Genomic DNA, 23,433 nt, shown 5'->3' with positions numbered 1-23,433 from the left:
AATGTAGCCATTATAATGATAATGTTTTCTTTAGTCGAGGAGATTTGTAATCTCCCAAAAAAGATTTAGAATAAGTAAGAATAAATATACGGTTCTACATAAGTCAGGTAGAAACAGGCGCTAACTCCGATCTAATACATTTTTCTGGTTTTTTCTAAAAAACAAAACTGTGTTTGATGGTAAAACCACGTTCAATATATGAAAGCGATCAATGCGCTTTTCATCAGGAACACTCTATGCGCATAGAAGAAGATATGAAGCTAGGCTTCAAAGATGTTCTTATTCGACCAAAACGATCTACATTAAAAAGTCGTTCTCACGTTGAGTTACAGCGTGACTTTATTTTTAGACATTCCAACATTCAATGGTCTGGTGTGCCAATTATTGCTTCAAATATGGATACTATAGGAACTTTTCATATGGCTAAATCACTTGCTTCTTTTAATATTCTCACTGCTGTACATAAATATTATGATACAAATCAGTGGCGTGAATTTATCTCGATCACATCAGAAGCGGTTTTACGTGATGTAATTGTATCTACCGGAACTTCTCCTTTTGACTTTGATAAAACAAAACAGATCTTATCTTTATCACCAAACTTAAATTTTATTTGTATTGATGTTGCTAACGGCTATTCAGAACATTTTGTAACTTTTGTTAAAAAATCTCGTGAAGAATGGCCAAATAAAGTGATTTGCGCTGGTAATGTAGTTACAGGAGAAATGGTAGAAGAGCTGATTTTATCAGGCGCTGATATTGTAAAAGTAGGAATTGGTCCTGGTTCAGTATGCACCACACGTGTTAAAACTGGAGTTGGTTATCCACAATTATCAGCCATAATAGAATGTTCAGATGCTGCTCATGGACTGAACGGTCAAATTATTAGTGATGGTGGTTGTACGGTTCCTGGTGATATTGCTAAAGCATTTGGTGGTGGTGCAGATTTTGTGATGCTAGGAGGCATGCTTGCTGGTCATGACGAATGCGAAGGAACAATCATTGAAGAATGTGGAGAAAAATTTATGTTATTCTATGGGATGAGTTCAGAATCAGCCATGAAAAAGCACATAGGAGGTATAGCTCATTACCGTGCAACAGAAGGAAAAACTGTAAAATTACCGATTCGTGGTCCTGTAAAACATTCCATCCGTGATATACTGGGTAGTTTACGTTCTGCTTGTACTTATGTTGGAGCATCAAGACTTAAAGAATTAACTAAACGTACTACTTTTATTTATGTTGCCGAACAAGAGAACAAGATTTTTACTAAGTTTTAGTAGTCATTACAATTATGAGATTTGAAAAATATAAACCAAAAATTTCTAATAGAAGAAATATTCTTTCGAGATTATTGAAAATAGTATTACGATTTAAATAATATTTCAGACAATTATGTTCAATTCTATTGAAACTTATAGTTAATAAGGAATAAACAACGATAAGTACGTTTTTTTCACAATACCAACAATTAAAAAAATACATTTAATAAATTAAATTTCTTCACAATTTAGTTCTAATTTGGACACTTTAATAAGTTAAAGAAAAACATTGAAGAGTCGAACTGATTTATTACTCTAAATATATAAAAAGATTTAAAACTAATATATAAGGAAACTATTTTTTGAGAAAATTTTAAGTAGAGCATTTATGTTTACTGCAAATCGTTAGTTAATTCTTCTCAGCTTCATTTAAAGAATGCAGGCATTTTTTCAAAATTTCATACACTCATCTTAAAAAGATGTTTTGTACAAATAAAAAGAAAGTCTTTTTTTTGATCAGTAGAACAGAAGAAGAATAAATAGTAGTATCATACTTATCATTAAACAATCAAAAGAAACGCATAGAAAGATCTAATGCTCGTAAGTGTTTTGTTAATGCGCCAACTGAAATATAATCGACACCAGTCAATGCAAAATCTCGCAATGTAGAAAATGTAATATTACCGGATACTTCAAGCGCTGCTTGGTTTTGATTTATTAATACTGCTTTTTCAACATCTTCTTGGCTGAAATTATCGAGCATGATTATATCAGCTCCAGATTCTATGGCTTGATATAACTCTTCAATAGATTCTACTTCGATTTCTATAGGCACATTGAAATTTAACGCTATAGCGTTATTTACAGCATTAAAAATGGATCCAGCCGCAATAATATGATTTTCTTTAATAAGAAACGAATCTGATAGTCCAAGTCGATGATTATTACCGCCTCCACACAACACTGCATATTTTAGCGCCATTCGAAGACCTGGTAGAGTTTTCCGTGTATCAAGTAGTTTTGCGTAGGTTCCTTCTAATTCTTTAACGTATCGTTTTACTTCACTAGCTACACCGCAAAGTGTTTGTATGAAATTAAGTGCAGTTCGTTCAGCCATAAGTAGTAATCGAGCTGATCCATATAGTTGACATAAAATTTGATTGGCCTTTATTTCATCACCATCTGAAACGGACCATTTTATTGTTGTACTATTGCCTAATTGATTGAATACCTCTTCGAACCAACGTTTTCCGCAAAAAACACCACTTTCTCGAGTAATAATCATGGCGTTAATTTTTTTGTTTATCGGTAGTAAAAGCGAAGTAACATCCGATTGTATATCTATGTTCCCGTTTAAATCTTCTTTCAGAGCAAAACTGACTGATGAAGGAATATCTTGTTGCAATCGTAAAAGTAATTCATTTTTTCGGTTTTCGAAAATATCATCACGACGAATCACTTTAATGTCTCCATTCTTAAAAAAGCAAAAATTTTTTCAAAAATAAAAATATTTCCATATAGCTAATATAATTTTCTCTTATTAAGAGGAATAAAAATAAATCTAATTCAGAATATAACTTTCATTTTTATGTTCTATTATTTGATTATATTAAAAATATTTTGACTAAAATATATCTACATAATGGCAGAGCAAATTGTTTGTTCATTTCAGCTAAATTCGAAAATTAAAGATATTGAAATTATTGATATGAAACCATTCATTTTTGGACGGTTAGTTGCTTTTTAAATTTATAATTAAATACCATATAAAAATATTCTGCAGCAAGAAAAAAAACCAAGCATCGTTTTATGATGTTTCTTACTAAAGAATATTTAAGAAATTAATCAATCAAAAGTGATGCTCAGTATTTCGAATAGAATATTTAATTGAAGAAATAGCTTCCTAGTAAAACACTGTCTAACAAGTTCTCAGCTTTTTTTTAGAAAAACTTACTTTCTAGCAGAAAGTCCTTTTCTTTGCTTCTTTATTCTGCTTGCTATCTTATCAAAATTACAAAATCTCACAACGTTGTGTGTTTCCTTAAATCTTTTAAAGATCCCCATGATGGATGAAGCTATCAGTAAGTACGCAATTAATAAGTAAGCATAGTTATATCTGATTCTGTCAAGAAAACGAACTGTTTCATCATTCATTAATAACCGTCTTTGATATGTCTAAAATAGAAAAATTATAAAAACTTCTGATTTATAGAAATTTTATTCTAAATTTGACTTCAGATAGAACCCTAGATTAGAAACACTAAATGTAACATCTTTATAAATTACCTTAACTTAGCAATAAAAAAAATAAAAGGACAATACTCTCGAACTGCTTTAACAAACGACTAATGGATGTAATTTAAGAAAAAACTTTATGGCAATTTATTTTTTTTTGCTAGGTTTGAGAAACAAATCTCTCGAAGAGAGATTGCAGGGAGATAATAAAAATGTAATTTAAAATTATTGAGTGAAATTCACTTAATTTAAATTAAGACAAAACATAACGGGATAACTGTTTCTATTTTTTAGAAACGAAATTAATAACAGTTAAATGCTTTTTGTAAAAAAAATCATCATTAATCGTATTAATAATAGTTAAAAATTCCTAGAAGGAGTTTTCTTATTGCTAACTAGAAATTTGATTTCTCAAAAAATAACTCAAATAAATTCCTGCCTCTTCTAACGAGAAAGATAAGCCTGAGTGGTTCATAGTTGATAGGTTATACAATTAAGAGTCCTCTTAATATTTTTAGATAGAAACCTGTAGTAATTACATTACAAATGATTACATGAAATTTAAAGATTAAAAATTACGATATACATTATACGTTGTATTAAAAACGTACGGTGCTTGTGGTAATCTTCTTTAAAAGGTTATACACTGAGCAATAAAATACTTAAGTTCGATTAAAGCAAAGATAACTTTTAAGGAACAATACCATGTCAGAATATTTGTACGATGACGTGGATCCGATCGAAACACGCGATTGGCTTCAAGCAGTCGAATCTGTTATCCGTGAAGAAGGCGTCGAACGCGCACAATTTTTGATTAATCAGATACTTAAAAAAGTATGCATGGATCCCGTTAGTAAAATTACAAAGAAAGAAATAGTTTATACTAGGCGAGGAGATTATATTAATTCAATTCCTCTTGAAGAGGAACCGGAATATCCAGGCGATCTAGAACTAGAACGTCGCATTCGTTCTGCTATTCGTTGGAACGCTCTTATGATTGTATTGCATGCTTCGAAAAAAAATTTAGAATTAGGTGGTCACATAGCTTCGTTTCAATCATCAGCCACTATTTATGAAGTTTGTTTCAACCATTTTTTTCGAGCACGTAATGATATGGATGGTGGAGATTTAGTTTATTTTCAAGGGCACTCCTCTCCAGGAATATACGCACGAGCTTTTCTTGAGGGTCGATTAAATAAAGAACAGTTGGATAACTTTCGTCAAGAAATAAACGGAAAAGGGCTGCCTTCCTATCCTCATCCAAAATTGATGCCAAGTTTCTGGCAATTTCCGACAGTATCAATGGGTCTCGGTGCAATTAGTGCTATTTATCAAGCAAAATTTTTAAAATATTTAAATCATCGTTCACTGAAGGATACCACTAATCAAACTGTTTATGCTTTTCTTGGAGATGGTGAAATGGACGAACCAGAATCTAAAGGCGCTATTACCATTGCAACTCGTGAAAAATTAGATAATCTGGTATTTGTTATTAATTGCAACTTGCAACGTTTAGATGGACCGGTAACCGGTAATGGAAAAATTATTAATGAACTAGAGGGAATATTTGAAGGCGCTGGTTGGAAAGTAATTAAAGTCATCTGGGGAAGCCGTTGGGATACGTTGCTACGTAAAGATAAATCTGGTAAACTTGTTCAATTAATGAATGAAACTGTCGATGGGGATTATCAAACATTTAAATCAAAAAATGGTGCTTATATTCGTAAACACTTTTTCGGTAAATTTTCAGAAACCGCATCACTAGTAAAAGATATGAGCGATGAAGAAATATGGGCATTAGATCGTGGTGGACATGATCCAAAGAAAATTTATGCAGCCTTCGAAAAAGCCAAAAACACAATTGGTAAACCTGTAGTTATCTTAATGCACACTATCAAAGGATATGGCATGGGTATCTCCGCAGAAGGAATGAATGTTGCTCATCAGGTAAAGAAAATTAACATGGAAGGCATTCGTTATTTTCGCGATCGTTTTAATCTAAAGAGTATTACTGATGACAAGATTGAAACGCTACCTTTTATAACCTTCAAAAAAGAAAGTGAAGAATATAAATATTTGCATAAAAAACGACAAGCACTGTTTGGTTACCTTCCTAGTCGACTAAAAAATTCTACTAAGCAACTTGAACTACCTACATTAAAAGAGTTTGCATCTCTTCTGGAGGAGCAGAAGAGAGAAATTTCTACAACAATTGCCTTTGTTCGTATTCTGAATTTAATTTTAAAAAATAACTCGATCAAAAATCACATAGTTCCAATTATTGCTGATGAAGCTCGCACTTTTGGTATGGAAGGTCTTTTTCGTCAAATAGGTATCTATAGTCCTAATGGACAGTTATACACTCCCCAAGATCAGGAACAAGTTTCTTATTATCGTGAAGATAAGAATGGACAAATCTTGCAAGAAGGAATAAGCGAATTAGGAGCAGCTGCCTCTTGGCTAGCAGCGGCTACTTCTTATAGTACAAATAATTTTCCAATGATCCCATTTTATATTTATTACTCAATGTTCGGTTTTCAACGAATCGGTGATCTTTGTTGGGCTGCTGGAGATCAACAGGCGCGAGGTTTTCTTATCGGCGGAACTTCTGGAAGAACTACTTTGAACGGAGAAGGGTTACAGCACGAAGATGGTCATAGTCATATTCAATCTTTATCTATTCCAAACTGTATATCTTATGATCCTGCTTATGCCTATGAAGTTGCAGTAATTATCCATAACGGATTAACTAGGATGTATGGAAACAATCCGGAAAATATTTACTATTATCTTACAACAGTAAACGAAAACTACATTATGCCGGCTATTCCAAAAGGTGTAGAAGAGGGAATTTGTAAAGGAATCTATAAACTAGAAACATTAGAAGGAAGTAAAGGTAAAGTGCAACTTATGGGTTCAGGAGCAATTCTTCGTCATGTTCGTAATGCTGCACATATCTTATTGCAGGATTATGGGATCGGTTCTGATGTATATAGTGTAACTTCTTTTACTGAATTAGCGAGAGAAGGACAAGATTGTGAAAGATGGAACATGTTACATCCAATGGAAAATCCGCGAGTACCATACATAACTACTGTATTAAATGATTCACCAATAGTGGCGTCCACTGATTATATGAAGCTATTTGCTGAACAAATACGAAACTTTGTCCCTGCTAAAACATTTCAAGTTTTAGGTACTGATGGTTTTGGTCGTTCCGATAGCCGCGAAAATTTGCGTCATTATTTTGAAATAGATGCTAGCTACATTGTACTTGCAGCACTTAGTGCACTTGCCAAATGTGGTGATATTAGTTTTAATGTTGCGTCACAAGCCATTAATAGGTTCAATATCAATCCCGATAAAGTTAGTCCTCGCTTAATTTAAGCGAGGCAGGAGTAAATACATTATGGATATCAAAATCAATTTATCAGCTATAGCCAAAGATTCAGATATCGTCAGCATAGAGAATAAAGAACAAGTTACTGAAACTTTAATGAGTTCGTGTGATGACAGTGTTGATGAAGAATTAATAATGAGTCATGAAATAATTGGAGCTGAGTCTACTTGTCAATCTGAATTGACGAGTTCTTTTTTACAGAAAAAAGAAGTTAATATGCCTGATATTGGTATCGATGAGGTAGAAGTTACGGAAATTTTAGTAAAAATTGGCGAAAAAGTTACAGTTGAGCAGTCACTTATCACTGTTGAAGGGAATAAAGCCGTAATGGAAATTCCTTCTCCGTGTACAGGTACTGTTAGAGAAATTAGTGTTAATATTGGTGATACAGTAAGAACTGGTTCAAAGATAATGATATTTGAACTTGAGGAAGACGTTGTTTCTATTTCTTCTTCGAAAACTATTGACATGACGAGCGATACAGCTGGAACTGAAGGTTCTTCGTCGCAGTCAAATTTACATAAAAGTGTGAACGATGTTTTATCGTCCTCCAATGGAGTAGATCAAATTATCGAAAAATACCCCTATATCCATGCTAGCCCGGTAGTTCGCCGTTTAGCAAGAGAATTTGGTATTAATCTAGAAAAAATAAAAGGCTCTGGAAGAAAAGGTCGCATTCTATATGAAGATGTTCAGTTCTATATTAAAAAAGCAGTACAAAATACTGATGCTAATTTAAGGACCATAAATTTTGATTCGGTTGCATCATCGTTGCTCCCATGGCCTAAAATAGATTTTAGTAAGTTCGGTGATACTAAAGAGGAAGAATTAAATCGCATTCAAAAAATTTCTGGTGCTAATTTGCATCGAAATTGGATGATGATCCCACATGTTACTCAATTTGATGAAGTTGATGTAACCGAGATAGAAATTTTTCGTAAAAAGCAAAACGAAGAAGCGGCAAAGAAAAAAGAAAATATTAAAATCACTCTATTAGTTTTTATTATGAAAGCGGTTGCTAAAGCTTTAGAAGAATTTCCTCGTTTTAATAGTTCATTATTAGCAGACACACAGAAATTAATTTTGAAAAAATATATTAATATTGGTGTTGCAGTTGATACGCCAAATGGTTTGCTTGTGCCGGTGTTTCGAAACATAAAAAAAAAAGGTATCTTAGAGTTATCTTACGAACTGACAGAAATTTCAAAAAAAGCTCGTTCTGGTAAATTAAATTTATCAGATATGGAAAGTGGGTGTTTTACCATCTCTAATCTAGGAGGAATCGGGGGTATTGCTTTTACTCCTATTGTAAATGCTCCCGAAGTAGCTACACTCGGTGTATCCAAGTTATCTATGAAGGGAATATGGAATGGTAAAGATTTTTCGCCAAAATTAATACTTCCCTTGTCATTATCTTACGATCATCGAGTTATTGATGGTGCTGATGGTGCTCGTTTTATCAATTTAATCAATGAGATAATGTCTGATTTTCGTCGTTTGGTAATGTAATTAAAAAATTTCCCATGTACCTATTTATCTCTCTTTAATACAACGTTGCTTACATTAGTTGTGATTTTTCTAAAAATTTCTTGAAAAACATAGAACAATTAACCATGGTTTTTAAAAACAGCAGTTAAGAGGTTTTAAAATGAACACCGAAATAAAAGCTAAAGTTTTAGTACTTGGAGGTGGTCCAGGAGGATACTCTTCAGCTTTCCGTTGTGCAGATTTAGGCTTAGAAACTGTACTAGTAGAACGCTATTCTACTCTTGGTGGAGTTTGCTTAAACGTGGGCTGTATTCCTTCAAAAGCACTATTACAATTTTCAAGGATTATTAAAGAAACAGATTCGTTAAGAAACCGCGGCATCTTTTCTGGAAATCTAAAGATAAATATTGAAAAAATACGTCTCTCAAAAGAGAAAATAGTAAATCAGTTAGTTATTGGACTAAAAAACATGGCTGCAGCGCGAAAAGTGAAAATAATAAATGGTACTGGTAGATTTATTAACTCTCATACACTCCAGGTAAAAGAAGCAAAAAGTGATAGTGTTACTTCTGTTGTTTTTGAACACGCCATTATTGCTGCTGGATCTCGTCCAGCTCAGCTTTCGTGCATTCCATATGAAAAGGAAAATATACGCATATGGAATTCTACTGACGCACTTTCACTAATGTCAATACCTAAAAAATTACTGGTTATAGGTGGTGGTGTTATTGGATTAGAAATAGGAACTATTTATCACACGCTTGGATCGAAAATAGATATAGTCGAAGTATCCGATCAACTACTTCCATTAGCTGATCAAGATATAATAAAAGTATTTACAAAATATATTAACAGTTATTTCAAGATCATGTTAGAAACAAAAGTTATCAACGTAGAATTTAAAAAAGATGGTGTCTATGTTGATTTTCAAGGAAAAGATGCACCGTTAGAAACGCAATGTTACGAAACTATATTAGTTGCTGCGGGTCGTATACCAAATGGAAAATTATTAAATGCTTCTCAAGCTGGCGTTGAAGTAGATAATCAGGGTTTCATTCGTGTCGATAACCAAATGCGAACTAATATACCACATATTTATGCTGTTGGCGATATTAACGGTTATCCAATGTTGGCGCATAAAAGCAGCTATGAAGGACACATAGCAGCAGAGGTAATTGCTGGTAAAAATCACTATTTTGATGCTCAAGTAATTCCATCTATTTCCTACACTGAACCAGAGGTAGCATGGGTAGGCTTAACAGAAAAAGAAGCAAAAAACAAGGGTATTAATTATAAAGCAGTTACTTTTCCTTGGTCAGCTTCTGGACGCGCTATTGCTTCCGGTTGTCAAAACGGCATAACTAAACTAATCTTTGAAAAAGAGAATCGTAGAATTTTAGGCGGTGCTGTTGTTGGAACTAATGGTGGCGAACTATTAGGCGAGATTGGGTTAGCTATCGAAATGGGATGCAATGCGCAAGATATTGCTTTAACAATTCATGCCCATCCTACACTGTATGAATCAATTGGTTTAGCAGCAGAAATATACGAAGGAACAATTACTGAACTTATTAAATAAGGCATGGAATTGATTATTTTAATCGTATCTAAATTTGAAGCTTATTCAAAAAATTTCTTTTTATTCAAAATAAACTTTTATTAAAAATCTCATTTGCTACTAGCGTTTATAAACTCTTTATTCGATCAAATAAGCGACCACTGTTCTCTTTAGAATTAACATTATTAATTTCCAGAATAATTAGATCAAAATTTCCAAGAACCATTTTAGTATGAAATATATTTTCAGATAAAACTTTGTATCTCTCGCCTGACTGAACGCTTTCATTTCTTTAAAAGAAGATTTTAAATTGAAATAATTCAGTAAATGTAGTACCTTAACTGCTCTACATTTCTAAAAATTACGCAGAAATAATAATCAATTATGATAAAACACTGATATCTGATTGCCTAATTTGATGAAGTGAATAATTTGAAGCTTTTAATGAATAAAAATGAAACAATGTATTTCTCCTTTAACATCGTTACGATGAATATAAAATTATCGTTTGACTAGCGTTCTGAGATAAAATGAACGCAAATATGGACGACTTCTAAGTGCATAAATCGCGCTATTGGTTCCTGTAGTAGTTCTTTGATTTTTAAAAGTTTGCATGTAGTGATCTAAATCAAATTGTTGATAATTCTTATTCTCTTGATTAATTTAATAACACGCTATGCGGCCTTTTAATTTGCAGTTCTAGCGTTATATCTTTTAAAGAAGCTTAAAATATAACGAGTGCGAAGCAAGTTTTACGAGTGCTTCTTTTAAGCGATTGGCTTTATTGCTTATCAATATAAAAATTTAAGATGTTTCAACTTTTAATATAAAAAGTATGTAAAATATACAAGCATTTAAAATAAATTTTCAAAAAACTATCTGTACTGAATTTAAATTGGTTTTAGCTTTTATTTCTATAAAGCAACTAGGATAATTTTCGAATTCGAGAACCTGTTTTATTAGAGCATTTTATTGATGAAATCTACCTTTACTTAAAAGCTTCTTTTGAAAAATTTAAAAAAGTTAATTTAATTAACACTAATCATTCTTTTTAAGAAAAAGGCAAAGAAACAGTCTTGAAAAAATTTTTATTGAAATTAGGTTAATGGTTTGATCAAAAGTCAAGGTAATAACACTTACTTCTCAACATCAATTTTTGAGAATGTTCTTTAAATTTTTAAAAAATTTTAACTACTATTTAATATCAGTACATCAATTAAACAATAAATTCCAAAAATATTATATCTAAAGATGTTACTGAAAGCAGATCTTTTTAAGATAAAAAACATCTTATTTTTTTAAAATTTAAATCTTTTCATTATTTTATTGAAAAAGTAAATAGGAGAAATATGTTTTAACTAAACTAGTGTGTATATATGTTTTATAAACTTATCTAAATAATGAATTGTGTAGAACCCTAACAATATTTTCAGCATCATCGTTGGAAACTAACAAAGAAATATTATAATTACTAGCCCCAAAAATAAGCCGAATGTTAAGCTTATCAAGAGTATTATATAGTAACTCTCTATCCGATTTATTTATCTTTCGTAACCTATTACCAATTATTGTGACAATAGCTAAGTTCTCTTCTATTGAAAAGTTACATAAAAGAGATAATTCTGTCAAAATAGAATTTATAAACAAATTTTTGTCGTTAATAGGTAGCCTTGAAAAGGGGTTGACTATTAACGATACGCTAATTTTAGAAAAAGTGATAAAATCTACCAAAATAGAGTGTCGGTTTAATGTATTAAGTACTTGTTCTAGGAGTTTATTTGCGCACATTATACCGAAATTCTGTAATATTAGTAATATGTTATGATAACGCAAAGATATGGCAGAGAATGATGGCTGATGTTCGGTATAGTTGTACACCAACGTTCCACCAGCGTTGGGTTCTTTACTGGATCCAATAAAAATTGGGATTGCACTGCGTATCGTTGGTTTTAGTGTCTCAGGATGTAAAAATTTAGTACCAAAGATAGCCATTGCGGCAGCCACTTTAAAGCTGATTTTTTCAATTCGTTTGGCTTGTGGTACGATACGTGGATCAGTAGTATAAATTCCTGGTACATCAGTCCAAATATTAACCTGTCTTGCCTTTACCGCTTCTCCAAGTAATGTTGCTGTATAATCACTTCCGCCACGTCCAAGGGTAGTGGTACGACCGTTGAACTCTTTTCCAATAAATCCTTGAGTAATGATTAACTCAGTTTTTAAACGTGGTATAAGTAAAGCGCGTGTTTGGGTTTTAAGTAGATAGTCATAAGGTTTAGCATGGCCAAACTGGTTATCAGTGAGCATAACCTTACGTATATCAAACCATGTTGCTGATGCGCCACGTTGACGTAAAACTTCCACAAACAATAATGTAGACATTAATTCTCCGTGACTAGCCAATTCATCAGTCAGTGCTAATGAAGTCTTAAGTTGTGCTAGTTTAGCCAGTAATCCAATGTTATAAATCATTTGATCAATTTTTTTTCGAACGCTCGTTTTATCGATAAGATGATCAATAACATTATATTGAATTTGCCGAATTTTATTTAGAAAATATCTTCTGTAGCTTTCTTTTTGACCTCCAGAAAGTGCAATAAGTATATTAGTAATGCCAGCTGACGCAGAAAGTACTACTAAGCGCACCATAGGATTATTTAGTACAATATTTGCGCTATGGTTCATTGATTCAAAATCAATCAAGCTAGTTCCTCCGAATTTAGCTACTTGAAATGAAGTAGCAGAATCAATTAACATATGTGAGACTCATATTAAGCATCATAGAAGATGTAGAATTAATAAAATTAAATAATTCCAATTTGGAAGATCATAGATAAGAAATGGAAATTAAGGATTAAATACAGTAAACATTTTCTTTTAGAAAGAAACAAAGAATATTCTGATAATTTTTAATAAAAAATTAATGTTTCTTACGGACAAGATAACAAGATTAATCACAACATTGTCAATATTTTATTTATTTCCTTTTGAAAAGGCGCATGTCTTTTTAAGACAAATTCTTTGGTGTTGTTTTTATTTCCATCTGGAATATTTTTAATACATGATATATACGCCAAAAATATAAATAATGAAATTTAAGAATCTTACATAAGTTCTATTAATGATATAGAAATTATTTTAAAGGGCAGTTTTATCTTTTCTTTTGAAGAAAAGGAATAATTCTTAAAAAGAACCAATGATTTCTGTACCAAATAAATCATTGAAATAATGGAAAATTTACATAACTTTAAAATTCAATAAAGATAAGTAGCAATCGTCTGAAAAATATACAACAAAAAAATAAGCAAACTTGTTCTCAAAAGGGTTTTTTATGAAAAATATCAATCCTTGTCATACCAGATCCTGGAAGGCACTGCAACAACATTTCTTTATAATGAAAGATGTAAAAATAAGCGACCTGTTCGCGCAAGATCCTGATCGTTTTTCTTCCTTTTCAGCTACCTTCGATGATCAAATTCTAGTGGATTATTCAAAAAATCGCATTACCAATGAAACTTTAACTCGATTATTGGCTTTAGCAGACGAATGTGGCCTTAAAGAAGGTATTTCTTCTATGTTTACTGGAAAAAAAATCAATCGTACTGAAAATAAACCTGTACTACACGTCGCTTTGCGGAATCGTAGTAATATGCCAATTAATGTAGATGGAAAAGATGTTATGCCAGATATTAATGCAACATTAGAAAAAATGAATCAGTTTTGTAAGAAAATAATTAGTGGAACATGGAAAGGTTATACTAATCATCCAATTACCGATATTGTCAATATCGGTATAGGAGGATCCGATCTTGGCCCATATATGGTCAACGAGGCACTTCGACCTTATAAAAATCATTTAAATATGCATTACATATCAAATATAGATGGAACTCATTTTGCTGAAACAGTAAAAAATCTCGATCCGTCTACCACTTTATTTCTGGTAGCCTCTAAAACTTTTACTACTCAAGAAACTATGATGAATGCCCATAGTGCAAAAAGTTGGTTTTTAAAAGCTGCCAAAAACGAGCGACACATTTCTCGTCATTTTATTGCGCTATCTTCTAATAAAAAAGCAGTGATGGAGTTCGGCATTGAAATGGAAAATATGTTTAAATTGTGCGATTGGGTAAACGGTCGCTATTCATTGTGGTCTGTTATTGGTCTTTCTATTATGTTATCATTGGGATTTGATAATTTTCAAAAATTACTTAGCGGCGCGCACGCTATGGATCATCACTTTATTTCAACTCCGTTTAATAAAAATTTACCGGTTTTATTAGCACTGATTGGTGTTTGGTATAATAACTTTTTTGGTATGGAAACCGAAGCGATTCTCCCTTATGATCAGTATATGCATCGCTTTCCTACTTATCTTCAACAAGGAAATATGGAATCTAATGGAAAATCTATTGATCGAAACGGAAATTTTGTTAATTATCAAACTGGACCTATTATTTGGGGCGAACCAGGAACAAACGGTCAACATGCTTTTTATCAATTGTTTCATCAAGGAACTAAAATTGTTCCATGTGACTTTATTGCACCTGCTATCAGCCATAATCCTATTGCTGATCATCATACTAAGTTACTTTCCAATTTTTTTGCTCAAACTAAAGCCTTAGCTTTTGGAAAATCGCGTAAAGAAGTAGAAGAAGAGTTTTTTTCAAACGGAAAAACACTGGATCAAGTCAGGAATGTTATACCATTTAAGGTGTTTGAAGGTAATCGTCCCACTAACTCTATCTTGATTCGTAAAATCACTCCCTATACTTTGGGAGCACTTATTGCATTATATGAACATAAAATTTTTACACAGGGAATAATTATGAACGTATATACCTTTGATCAATGGGGAGTTGAATTAGGGAAGCAGCTCGCTGGCCGCATTCTACCAGAATTAACTCAAAATAGTCCAGTGAATACTCATGATAGTTCTACTAATGGTTTAATTAACTGTTATCACTCTTGGCGTCGTTGTTGATTTTTAGTACAAGTTTTCAAAAATTTGATTTCGTATCTAACTTAGAAACTATCTGTGATAAAATCATGCACATATTAAAAATTTAATCCAATAAAACTGGGTTAATATGAGGATGATACAGTAATGATAAAATCTGTTTATTTATTTTGGAATTAGATACTTTTTAAAAGTTTTTTTATTTGGAAAGTTAGGAATAAGCAACTTAGTAATCTTTAAAAAAATTAATATTATGTTAATATTTAACGTTTATTGATTTATAGTGATCAAAATATTAATTCCTAATTTAGGGAAAATATTTTTGTTAATTTGAAAACAACGTTTATTGCATCTTATTCTAAATAAGAAATTTATTATTTTGTTATATAATTTAAAATCTTACACTTATTTTAAATAATAATGTGTGAAATTATTTTGATTTTCCAAAAAATCTATTTGCATAAATAATGCATTTTCACTTTAAATGAAATTTGCCTAAATTTTTTATTGGGAGTGTTTTAACTCATTATTTTTATTTTCTACAGTATTTTTTCTATTGCGAGAATAGCACTATCAATATAATCATATTGCAAGAAATTACTTTTATTAACTTTTCTAAAAAAATAATAAATTCTTTAATTAAGAACATTGCTTTATATTTTTAATATAAATTAAATTATTCTAAATCACTAAAAATCCTATTTATTGATGAAATCTAGAAAATTATTTAATAGCTAAAATAGCTGAAATTTCTCTGTATTAGAATTTAAAACAATTAAAGGAAATCTGGTAATTGAATTACAATTTCATAAAAAACAAGTGGAAAACATGGTGTTGTTTAATACGGATTAACAAGCCAATTGGATTATTTTTGCTTTTATGGCCAACTTTATGGGCATTATGGCTAGCAAGTATGGCCGTGCCTAAATTAAAAACATTGGTAGTATTTATGTTAGGTGTGTTTTTTATGCGTGCAGCGGGTTGCGTCATAAATGATTATATTGATTATGATATAGACCTTTTCGTTAAACGCACCTGCAATCGTCCATTACCAAATCAAAAAATAAAAAAAAAAGAAGCGAGAATATTGCTCATTTTTTTGCTGGGAGTTTCTTTTATTTTGGCATTAACTTTAGATATAAAGGTTATTGCACTTTCAGTAGTTGCTTTAATATTAGCCTGTGTTTATCCATTCATGAAAAGATATATGTATTTTCCGCAACTAATCTTAGGAATAGCGTTCAGTTGCTCAATTCCTATGGTTTTTATTGAAGTAAGTCAATCTTTACCGTTACATTGTTGGCTGTTATTTTTAGCAAATGTTATATGGACAATAGCTTATGATACCCAATACTCCATTATAGATCGAGACGACGATATGATTATTGGTATTAAATCAACTGCCATCTTATTTGGAAATTTGGATAGAGTTATCATTATGTTACTACATCTAATGATGCTATTGCTATTAGGTGCAGTCGGTATATATCTCAATCTAAATGGAATTTATTTCTTATCTTTAGCAAGTGCAACGTGGTTGTTTATCTGGCAACAACAAATTACTAATGCCTCAAAAAGCAACGCTAGTTTTCAAGCTTTTTTAAAAAATAATTTTGTTGGAATGGTTATTTTTATCGGAATCTTTTTCGGTTTACCGCTTCAACGATAATTGAATCTATATATTGAATGTAATTATTCATTCATATTTTCACCTTTCATATTTTTTCTGTCATATCTAAAAGAATAGACGAATAATACAATACATAAATAAACCTTGAAAAGAGAAATGATTGAATGCTTAAACTCGAAATTGATTTTCTCTTCTTAAAAGAAGGAAACAAAGCACACCTCTCTTATAGAGAGAAATAAAAAGAATGTGTTTCTGAAATTTTTTAAGTTAAATTATTGCATGCTGCAAGGTGCAATTGATTTTAAGAAAATAACAAATTTCATTATATTTATTTAGTTTTTTTAACTAAAATGATTTTCTGAAGATTTCAAATTTTATGCTTACAGTAAAGGCTATTTATGTTCTCAATTTTTTAAATTAAAAAACAATTGTTTAAACAACCCGTTTTTTTTTAAGATCAATATAAGCATTGGATTAAAGCTAGTGTTGCTATTTAAAGCAAGAATCTTTAAAGAATTTTAAATATTTTTTTGAACGGTGATTGATTAATAATAAACTTTTTTAAAAAATTCTACAATAAAAAATTGGATTATAAATATAGATTGATTAGTGAATTAAAATAACTCATAAATTCTATCAAAGAATTATCTCTTTTAACTATTTTTAGTTTTAAATAGTTTTTAAATAAAAATTTTTATAGATAAAAAATATGCGCTTACTGATCACAATAAGTAGGTTTTAAAGGTTATTCGCTTTAATTTTTATTAAATAACTATAGATGTCTAATCTAATTTAGTTCAAACATAATTCATTTTATGAAGAGTCACTGAAAACGACTTATTCTCGTAAATTGAGATGAGAAAATATCCAATATTAATTGAAAAAATTTATTAGACTTCAATGATTAATTATTTTGCATTTAATTAATAAAATTAAAATATCAACGGTTCTTTCTGTAAGAAAGATTTATGCAAAAAAATAAATCTCATCATGCAAAGTGCAATTGCAAACATGTGTAGGGCATCACTTGCATAATCAAAAAATCAATTTCTTTAATTGATTTTGAAAAAAATAAAAAATATTTATTATCAAATAATTAATTAATTACATGTAAGTTAATAATATTAAGCAATTTGGTAGATTTAATTTAAATCAGCTTGTACTAATCGTTTATTAATGTATTTATATTTATTTTAACTGTTTGATGCATCCAATATTATTGGAAATTTCGCTAAAATCAAAGCAGCTATTTACTCATTCAATTGTAATGTACATGCGCATTCTTATAGTAAATATACCGTCTCTTCTGACTCAATTAAGAAACTGATACAGTTTTTACGGTAATAATTACGTCAAAATCCTTTTATTTTTTAGAAAAAATTTACTCTATTTAAAACTACTAATCTAAATTACGACTTATTCGAAGCAGGTTGCATTATTTGGAGAAAGATATTCTGTACAAAATTGTATTACTTTATCTTTTGTGTTAATCGTTATTATCTTCTTATATTAAAGATATTGATTTATAAAGTAAGTCAGCATTTTTGCTTCATTAACAGTTAAAAATTTCTAATAAAGTTATGAGTAACATGATACATCAGTCATCTTTTATAAAAGTTATCTTCATTAAATGCAACTGTTTTTATAGTTTCGTTTAATGCTAAAGTTCAACTAATTGAAACATTTTCAATGTATGACTAATTTTTTACTTTTTTAGTTTTTTTCTTAGCATTATGGGTTTTAATATTATTTATGAATAATACTACTTATAGTGTTTGTATAGTATTTCGTGCTATCTTTCTTTTCCAATAATATTTTATTTTATTTTTTTTTCGAATTTTACTCTAAAAAATTTGGCTTTAAGCTTAATTTTAATGTTTTTCTGATTTTTGTGTGACTAACTTAGAAAAGTTGATCACTAGTTTTACCTATTTAGATAAGGTATATCTATTAAATAAGTTTCACTCAACAAGAAATTAATGAATCTTTAATATATAAAATGTTGTGATAACGCTTTGGAGTTAATTTTTTAATTATCAATTGTATGAAAAATAATGAAAACGATTCAATCTTCTAAGAAGAAACGCATACCTCGATCTTATATTTTTTCATAGTGCTTTTAATATGTTTTTTTGATAGAAAAATCATTTTGTATTATAAACTTAATTTATAAAATTAATTCTTCTATTTACAATAGAAAAATTTCTCTTTAGTCTATAATTATTTTCTTCACTATTTTTTGAGAAAGACTTGTGAATAAGTTAAATTAATTTAAGAATTTTAGATCTAAATTAAATCTATTTGTGCATTGTCAATAAGACGAATGTTTCCAATATAAACGGTAAATAAAATTATTGCTTTTTGGCTACTGGTTGTCAAAGGTTTCAATGTTTTCGCGTCTCTAACGACAAGTCTGTTCGGCTTAATACCAAAATTTACCAATTCCTTTTTTGCTGATTCAAGTAATTCATCAAACTTGTCGATATGATTTCTCTTTTCAAAAAACTGATTTACAAGTTGTGTAAGTACTTGGTTTAATTTAATAGCCAGATGCCGCTCTGAGGCATTCAGAAGACTATTGCGCGAACTAAATGCTAGTCCGTCAGAATCACGCACTGTTGGTATCCCAATGATCTCAACGTCATAATTCATATCTTTTACTAATTGACGGATGACTAGTAATTGTTGAAAGTCTTTTTCCCCAAAGAAAGCCATGTTTGGTTGAATCAAATTAAATAATTTGCTAATAATAGTGGAAACTCCACAAAAATGATTTGGCCGACTTTCACCTTCTAGTATATTTGTGATGTAAGAAGGTACATGAACAGAAGTTTGATTATCAAGACCATTAGGATAAATGGATTCTATTTTTGGTGCAAAAACCACATCTACGCCTTTTTTAATCAATTTTTCATAGTCCTTCCTTGGGGTACGCGGATATTTTAGTAGATCTTCAAATTGGTCAAATTGCATAGGATTAATAAATATACTGACCAAAACTTTGTCTGCATAAGTCTTCCCAGCATCAATTAATGCCATGTGTCCGTCGTGTAAATTTCCCATGGTAGGAATAAGGGCTATACGATTGCACTTTTGATGCCATTGTTTAACCGTATGGCGCAGTAATTTTGGTGATTCGATAATAAGCACTGTACCTCTTCTACTTCTAAAAACTATGTTCCAATGCAGGAAACTGTCCTGATTCAACTTCTTGGATATAACAACGCACAGCAGCAGGAATATTTCCTTCGGATGCTAAAAAGTTTTTAGCAAAGGTAGGCATATTAATATCCTCTGTAATACCAAGAACGTCTTGCATAACTAAAATTTGTCCATCAGTTTTAGACCCAGCACCTATTCCAATAATTGGAATAGTTAGTTCAGATGTTACTTGCTCCGCAAGCTTACTTGGCACGCATTCCAAAACTAGAAGTTGCATTCCCGCTTTTGCTAAAATATGCGCGTCAGCCAATAATTGTTCTGCATCATTCATATTTTTACCTTGGACCTTGTATCCTCCAAGCATATTAACCGATTGCGGAGTTAGACCAAGATGTCCGCAAACAGGTATCGAACGCATGACTAAATTTCTGATAGTATCAGCTAACCATGCACCACCTCCTTCTAACTTAACCATGTTAGCTCCCGCACGCATTAGTTTTGCTGCGTTCTCGAAAGCTTGAGATGGCGTTGCATAAGTCATAAATGGTAAATCAGCCAAAAGAAAGCAAGAAGGTGCTCCTTGTCGTACACAGCGAATATGGTATACCATATCATTTAAGATAACTGGTAAAGTAGAATTATGTCCTTGTATAGTCATTCCAAGAGAATCTCCAACTAGAATCACTTTAACTCCATTTTTAGAAAAAAGGCGTGCAAACGTGGCATCATAGGCGGTAATAGAGGCAAATTTAAATTGTTCCCGCTTCCATTCCTGTAAATGAGAAATTGTTACCATAGTTTTTTTAACAAACCTCCATTCTAACTATCTTCTATTTAGAGCTAAATATTAATAGATTATCTTAAAAATTTTTTTGATATACATATCGATTAATTAGTAAGAACGCTGAAATTTTCGTTCTATTTAAAAATAGAAATTATTATATTTGATAAAAATTTATCTAATAAGCAGAGAAAATCATCTCTATAAATAGAATAAACATAAGCTTTACGACATAAAGATCTCTTTACTTTTCATTAAACATCTTTTTTTCCCCAACAAGTCAGTCCATTAAACGGAACTTGTTGTAATTGATTAGATATCAAAACGCCATTAGGAAGCTTTAAATCTGGCGCGATTTCAGAAAGGGGATAAAGTACAAATTCTCGTCTATACATATCATAATGTGGTATCACCAAATGATTTTCTATAATAATCTTTTTACCAAACAATAAAATATCCAAATCTAATGTACGAGGTCCAAAACGATTTTTCGTACGTATACGACCTTGACATAGTTCAATTTTTTGAATATAAATAAGTAATGTTCCTGGTGCCAAGTTTGTATCTAAAGCGACTACGGCATTTAAAAAATCAGGTTGATTTTTTAGTCCTAATGGACGACTCCGATAATAGGATGAGCAAGCAACAAGCCGCGTTTTTGGCAAATCTTTTAATGCTTTAATAGCATTATTAACCTTTTGTAAGGGATTCGAAAGATTGCTTCCTATAGAAAGCCACACACGTTCCATACATTTTGAGTACTATCGTCATTAGAAATTTTGAGCGGTTATGTTTAATCAATATAGACTTTTTTTCATTTAAAACAATGGGTTTTCTTTTTTATTATAAAGTTCTAAAAGATTATTTTTACTTCCTGTAGACAATATTTTTTTAATTTGATATTTTTTCAATTTTAGCACGCAATTTGAATAAATTATAGGCAGCGTAGAATTTAGGTTGCTTAATTAATTTATCAGCAATTTTACACTGACGTTTTGATAGTTGCAATTGCAGTTGCCATATATCTCGTATTAAAATAACCCAACGTTTTGGAATAACTAAAATTTTACATTGCTGGTTAAGTATGTCTTTTATTGCTAAAAAAAACGCATTAGTATAGGAGATGTTATCTCTCTGAATTAAATTTTTTACACGAGTTAACAGTGGATACCATAAGATCGCAGAAAACAAAAAAGCTGGATGAACATACATATTTTTTTTAAAAAAACGATCTGAGCTTGCTAATGCATAGATTAGTATTTGCTTTACGAGATAATTTTCCTTTTCAAGATTACTGTTAGTTGGTGGAAATAAAAATTTGAATAGTTGATATTTACATAATAATTGGTAGGTAATTTCACCGCTTCTTGTTTGAAATAATTTGAGAGCCTCTTCAAGCAACCTTGCAGAAGGAATATGATAAAGCAATTTGACTAAACGAGAGATTGGTTCTGCCGTTTCAAAACTGATAGATATATTCAATCTAGCAGAAAAACGTATTGCGCGTAGCATGCGAATTGGATCTTCGCGATAACGAGTTTCTGGATCTCCAATCAGGCGTATAATCCCTCTCTTCAGATCGTTTAGGCCGCCAGTATAATCATATAAAGTGAATTTAGTTACATCGTAATATAAGCTATTTATAGAAAAATCACGGCGTTGAGCATCTTCTTCAATAGAGCCAAATATATTATCACACAACAACATACCATTTTGGTTGATATAATCTGTTCTGTTTTTAAATTTTTTAATCTCTAATGTTTGGTGATGGCCGCGAAAAGTAGCAACTTCGATAGTTTCAGATCTAAACATAATATGAGCAAGACGAAAACGCCGACCAACTAAGCGACAATTGCGGAATATTTTGCGAATTTGCTCCGGAGTAGCGTTAGTAGCAATATCAAAATCTTTTGGTTGTTTACCGAGAATTAGATCGCGTACGCTACCTCCAACTAGGTAAGCTCGATACCCTACTTTTTTTAGCCGATAAAGAACTTTTAACGCGTTTATGCTGATCTTTTCGTGAGAAATAGCATACTGATTATGCGGAACAATCATCAAATAGAATTTCCCTTATGGGTCGTTTGTGATTTTAGTTAAATTTCATATGAAATATTTAATTTTTTCAAGTAAAGGTCTTATAATTAGTGTTCATTCATAAAATTAAAAAGTTATCTAAGTTAGAGACAAAATATTTTCGTCATTTAGTTAAAAAAATTTTTAATTAATTTACTGTTCAGTTTGTAGTAAATTAGAAATTGCTAATTTAAAATAAACAGTGTGAGAACAGTTTTCTTACAAAAGAAAGTGGAATTAAGTAAATCCTGAGCATGAGTTAATTTTCCTATGGAAACATGTAAATAAAAAAACAACGCCATAATGTCATATTTTAATAAAGATAATTTTTAAACAATCAGACTACATTACATGTTTTATATCGATTCTACTTTTTACTTTCTGCAAAATATAATCAGAATTTCACAAAAAGTGTACCATCGAAATAGTCTTGCCTGTTTTAAATTTAAATACTTGATTTCTTATCAAATGCACATTTAATTCAAATTTATTCCCTTCTATTTTAAGAAATTTTAATGTTTTTGATAAGTTCAAATTTTTCATTCATATTTTTTAGTTTTATCTTAATTGTTCTTCTTTTAAAGAAGCGTCTGTAAGGCCAAAAAAAATCAGTATTTCTACTCTGGTTACAAAAATAATAATATATGGTTAGCTTTATTTTTTGCTTAATCAATTTTTAAGTTTTTTGATTTTTTTAAAAAAACAATTGGTCTTTACTTACATATGTTTCTTTTTTGTCTTTCAAGACTATAACCACTGCAATTGTATCCTAATAATCGCGGTGGAGATATTAATTCTTAAAAAGACAATGATCTAAATTTTTATTCATCTATAGAATTCTATATGAACATTAGCAATTGATTATATAGGAAAGAAACTTC

At 30.6% G+C, this 23,433-nt stretch carries 11 protein-coding genes and 1 pseudogene; 6 read left to right on the top strand and 6 right to left on the bottom strand.

The annotated features are described in order from the left end of the window. The first annotated feature begins 236 nt into the window (after positions 1-236). Entirely contained in the window at positions 237-1,280 is a 1,044-nt protein-coding gene (locus JK145_RS00115; RefSeq protein ID WP_220665216.1) for a GMP reductase, read from the top strand. Between the two features lie 550 nt (positions 1,281-1,830). On the opposite strand, the gene nadC is transcribed toward JK145_RS00115, so the two are convergent. After that, positions 1,831-2,721: a carboxylating nicotinate-nucleotide diphosphorylase gene (nadC, locus tag JK145_RS00110; RefSeq protein WP_220664866.1), complete on the bottom strand. Its 891-nt coding sequence runs from the start codon at positions 2,719-2,721 to the stop codon at positions 1,831-1,833. Positions 2,722-4,202: 1,481 nt separating this feature from the next. Here nadC and aceE point away from each other — a divergent pair. From aceE to lpdA, 3 genes and pseudogenes are all read left to right on the top strand, one after another. Then, entirely contained in the window at positions 4,203-6,884 is a 2,682-nt protein-coding gene (gene aceE / locus JK145_RS00105) for a pyruvate dehydrogenase (acetyl-transferring), homodimeric type (protein WP_220664865.1), read from the top strand. Positions 6,885-7,107: 223 nt separating this feature from the next. Next, positions 7,108-8,406, top strand: a pseudogene (gene aceF / locus JK145_RS00100) (dihydrolipoyllysine-residue acetyltransferase); the annotation flags it as partial. A gap of 139 nt (positions 8,407-8,545) precedes the next feature. Beyond that, entirely contained in the window at positions 8,546-9,964 is a 1,419-nt protein-coding gene (lpdA, locus tag JK145_RS00095) for a dihydrolipoyl dehydrogenase (protein ID WP_220664863.1), read from the top strand. A gap of 1,368 nt (positions 9,965-11,332) precedes the next feature. Here lpdA and lysC read toward each other — a convergent pair. After that, on the bottom strand, positions 11,333-12,700 hold the full coding sequence (lysC, locus tag JK145_RS00090) for a lysine-sensitive aspartokinase 3 (protein ID WP_220664862.1): 1,368 nt from the start codon (positions 12,698-12,700) through the stop codon (positions 11,333-11,335). A 574-nt stretch (positions 12,701-13,274) separates the two neighbouring features. Between lysC and pgi the strand changes: the two genes are divergently transcribed. Then, entirely contained in the window at positions 13,275-14,927 is a 1,653-nt protein-coding gene (gene pgi, locus JK145_RS00085; protein ID WP_220664861.1) for a glucose-6-phosphate isomerase, read from the top strand. A gap of 769 nt (positions 14,928-15,696) precedes the next feature. Then, entirely contained in the window at positions 15,697-16,572 is an 876-nt protein-coding gene (gene ubiA, locus JK145_RS00080) for a 4-hydroxybenzoate octaprenyltransferase (protein ID WP_220664860.1), read from the top strand. A 2,247-nt stretch (positions 16,573-18,819) separates the two neighbouring features. On the opposite strand, the gene panC is transcribed toward ubiA, so the two are convergent. From panC to pcnB, 4 genes are all read right to left on the bottom strand, one after another. Next, positions 18,820-19,683, bottom strand: coding sequence for a pantoate--beta-alanine ligase (panC, locus tag JK145_RS00075; protein WP_220664859.1), 864 nt, complete (start codon positions 19,681-19,683; stop codon positions 18,820-18,822). A 16-nt stretch (positions 19,684-19,699) separates the two neighbouring features. Further along, positions 19,700-20,491, bottom strand: coding sequence for a 3-methyl-2-oxobutanoate hydroxymethyltransferase (gene panB, locus JK145_RS00070; RefSeq protein ID WP_220664858.1), 792 nt, complete (start codon positions 20,489-20,491; stop codon positions 19,700-19,702). Positions 20,492-20,730: 239 nt separating this feature from the next. After that, positions 20,731-21,225, bottom strand: coding sequence for a 2-amino-4-hydroxy-6-hydroxymethyldihydropteridine diphosphokinase (gene folK, locus JK145_RS00065; RefSeq protein WP_220664857.1), 495 nt, complete (start codon positions 21,223-21,225; stop codon positions 20,731-20,733). Positions 21,226-21,367: 142 nt separating this feature from the next. After that, entirely contained in the window at positions 21,368-22,534 is a 1,167-nt protein-coding gene (gene pcnB, locus JK145_RS00060; protein ID WP_220664856.1) for a polynucleotide adenylyltransferase PcnB, read from the bottom strand. Between the last annotated feature and the right edge of the window lie 899 nt (positions 22,535-23,433).

This window comes from Sodalis sp. CWE (assembly GCF_019646055.1).
Classification (GTDB): Bacteria; Pseudomonadota; Gammaproteobacteria; order Enterobacterales; family Enterobacteriaceae; genus CWE.
Note: the sequence above shows the minus strand (reverse complement) of the source record. Positions and strands in the feature narration are given on the sequence as shown.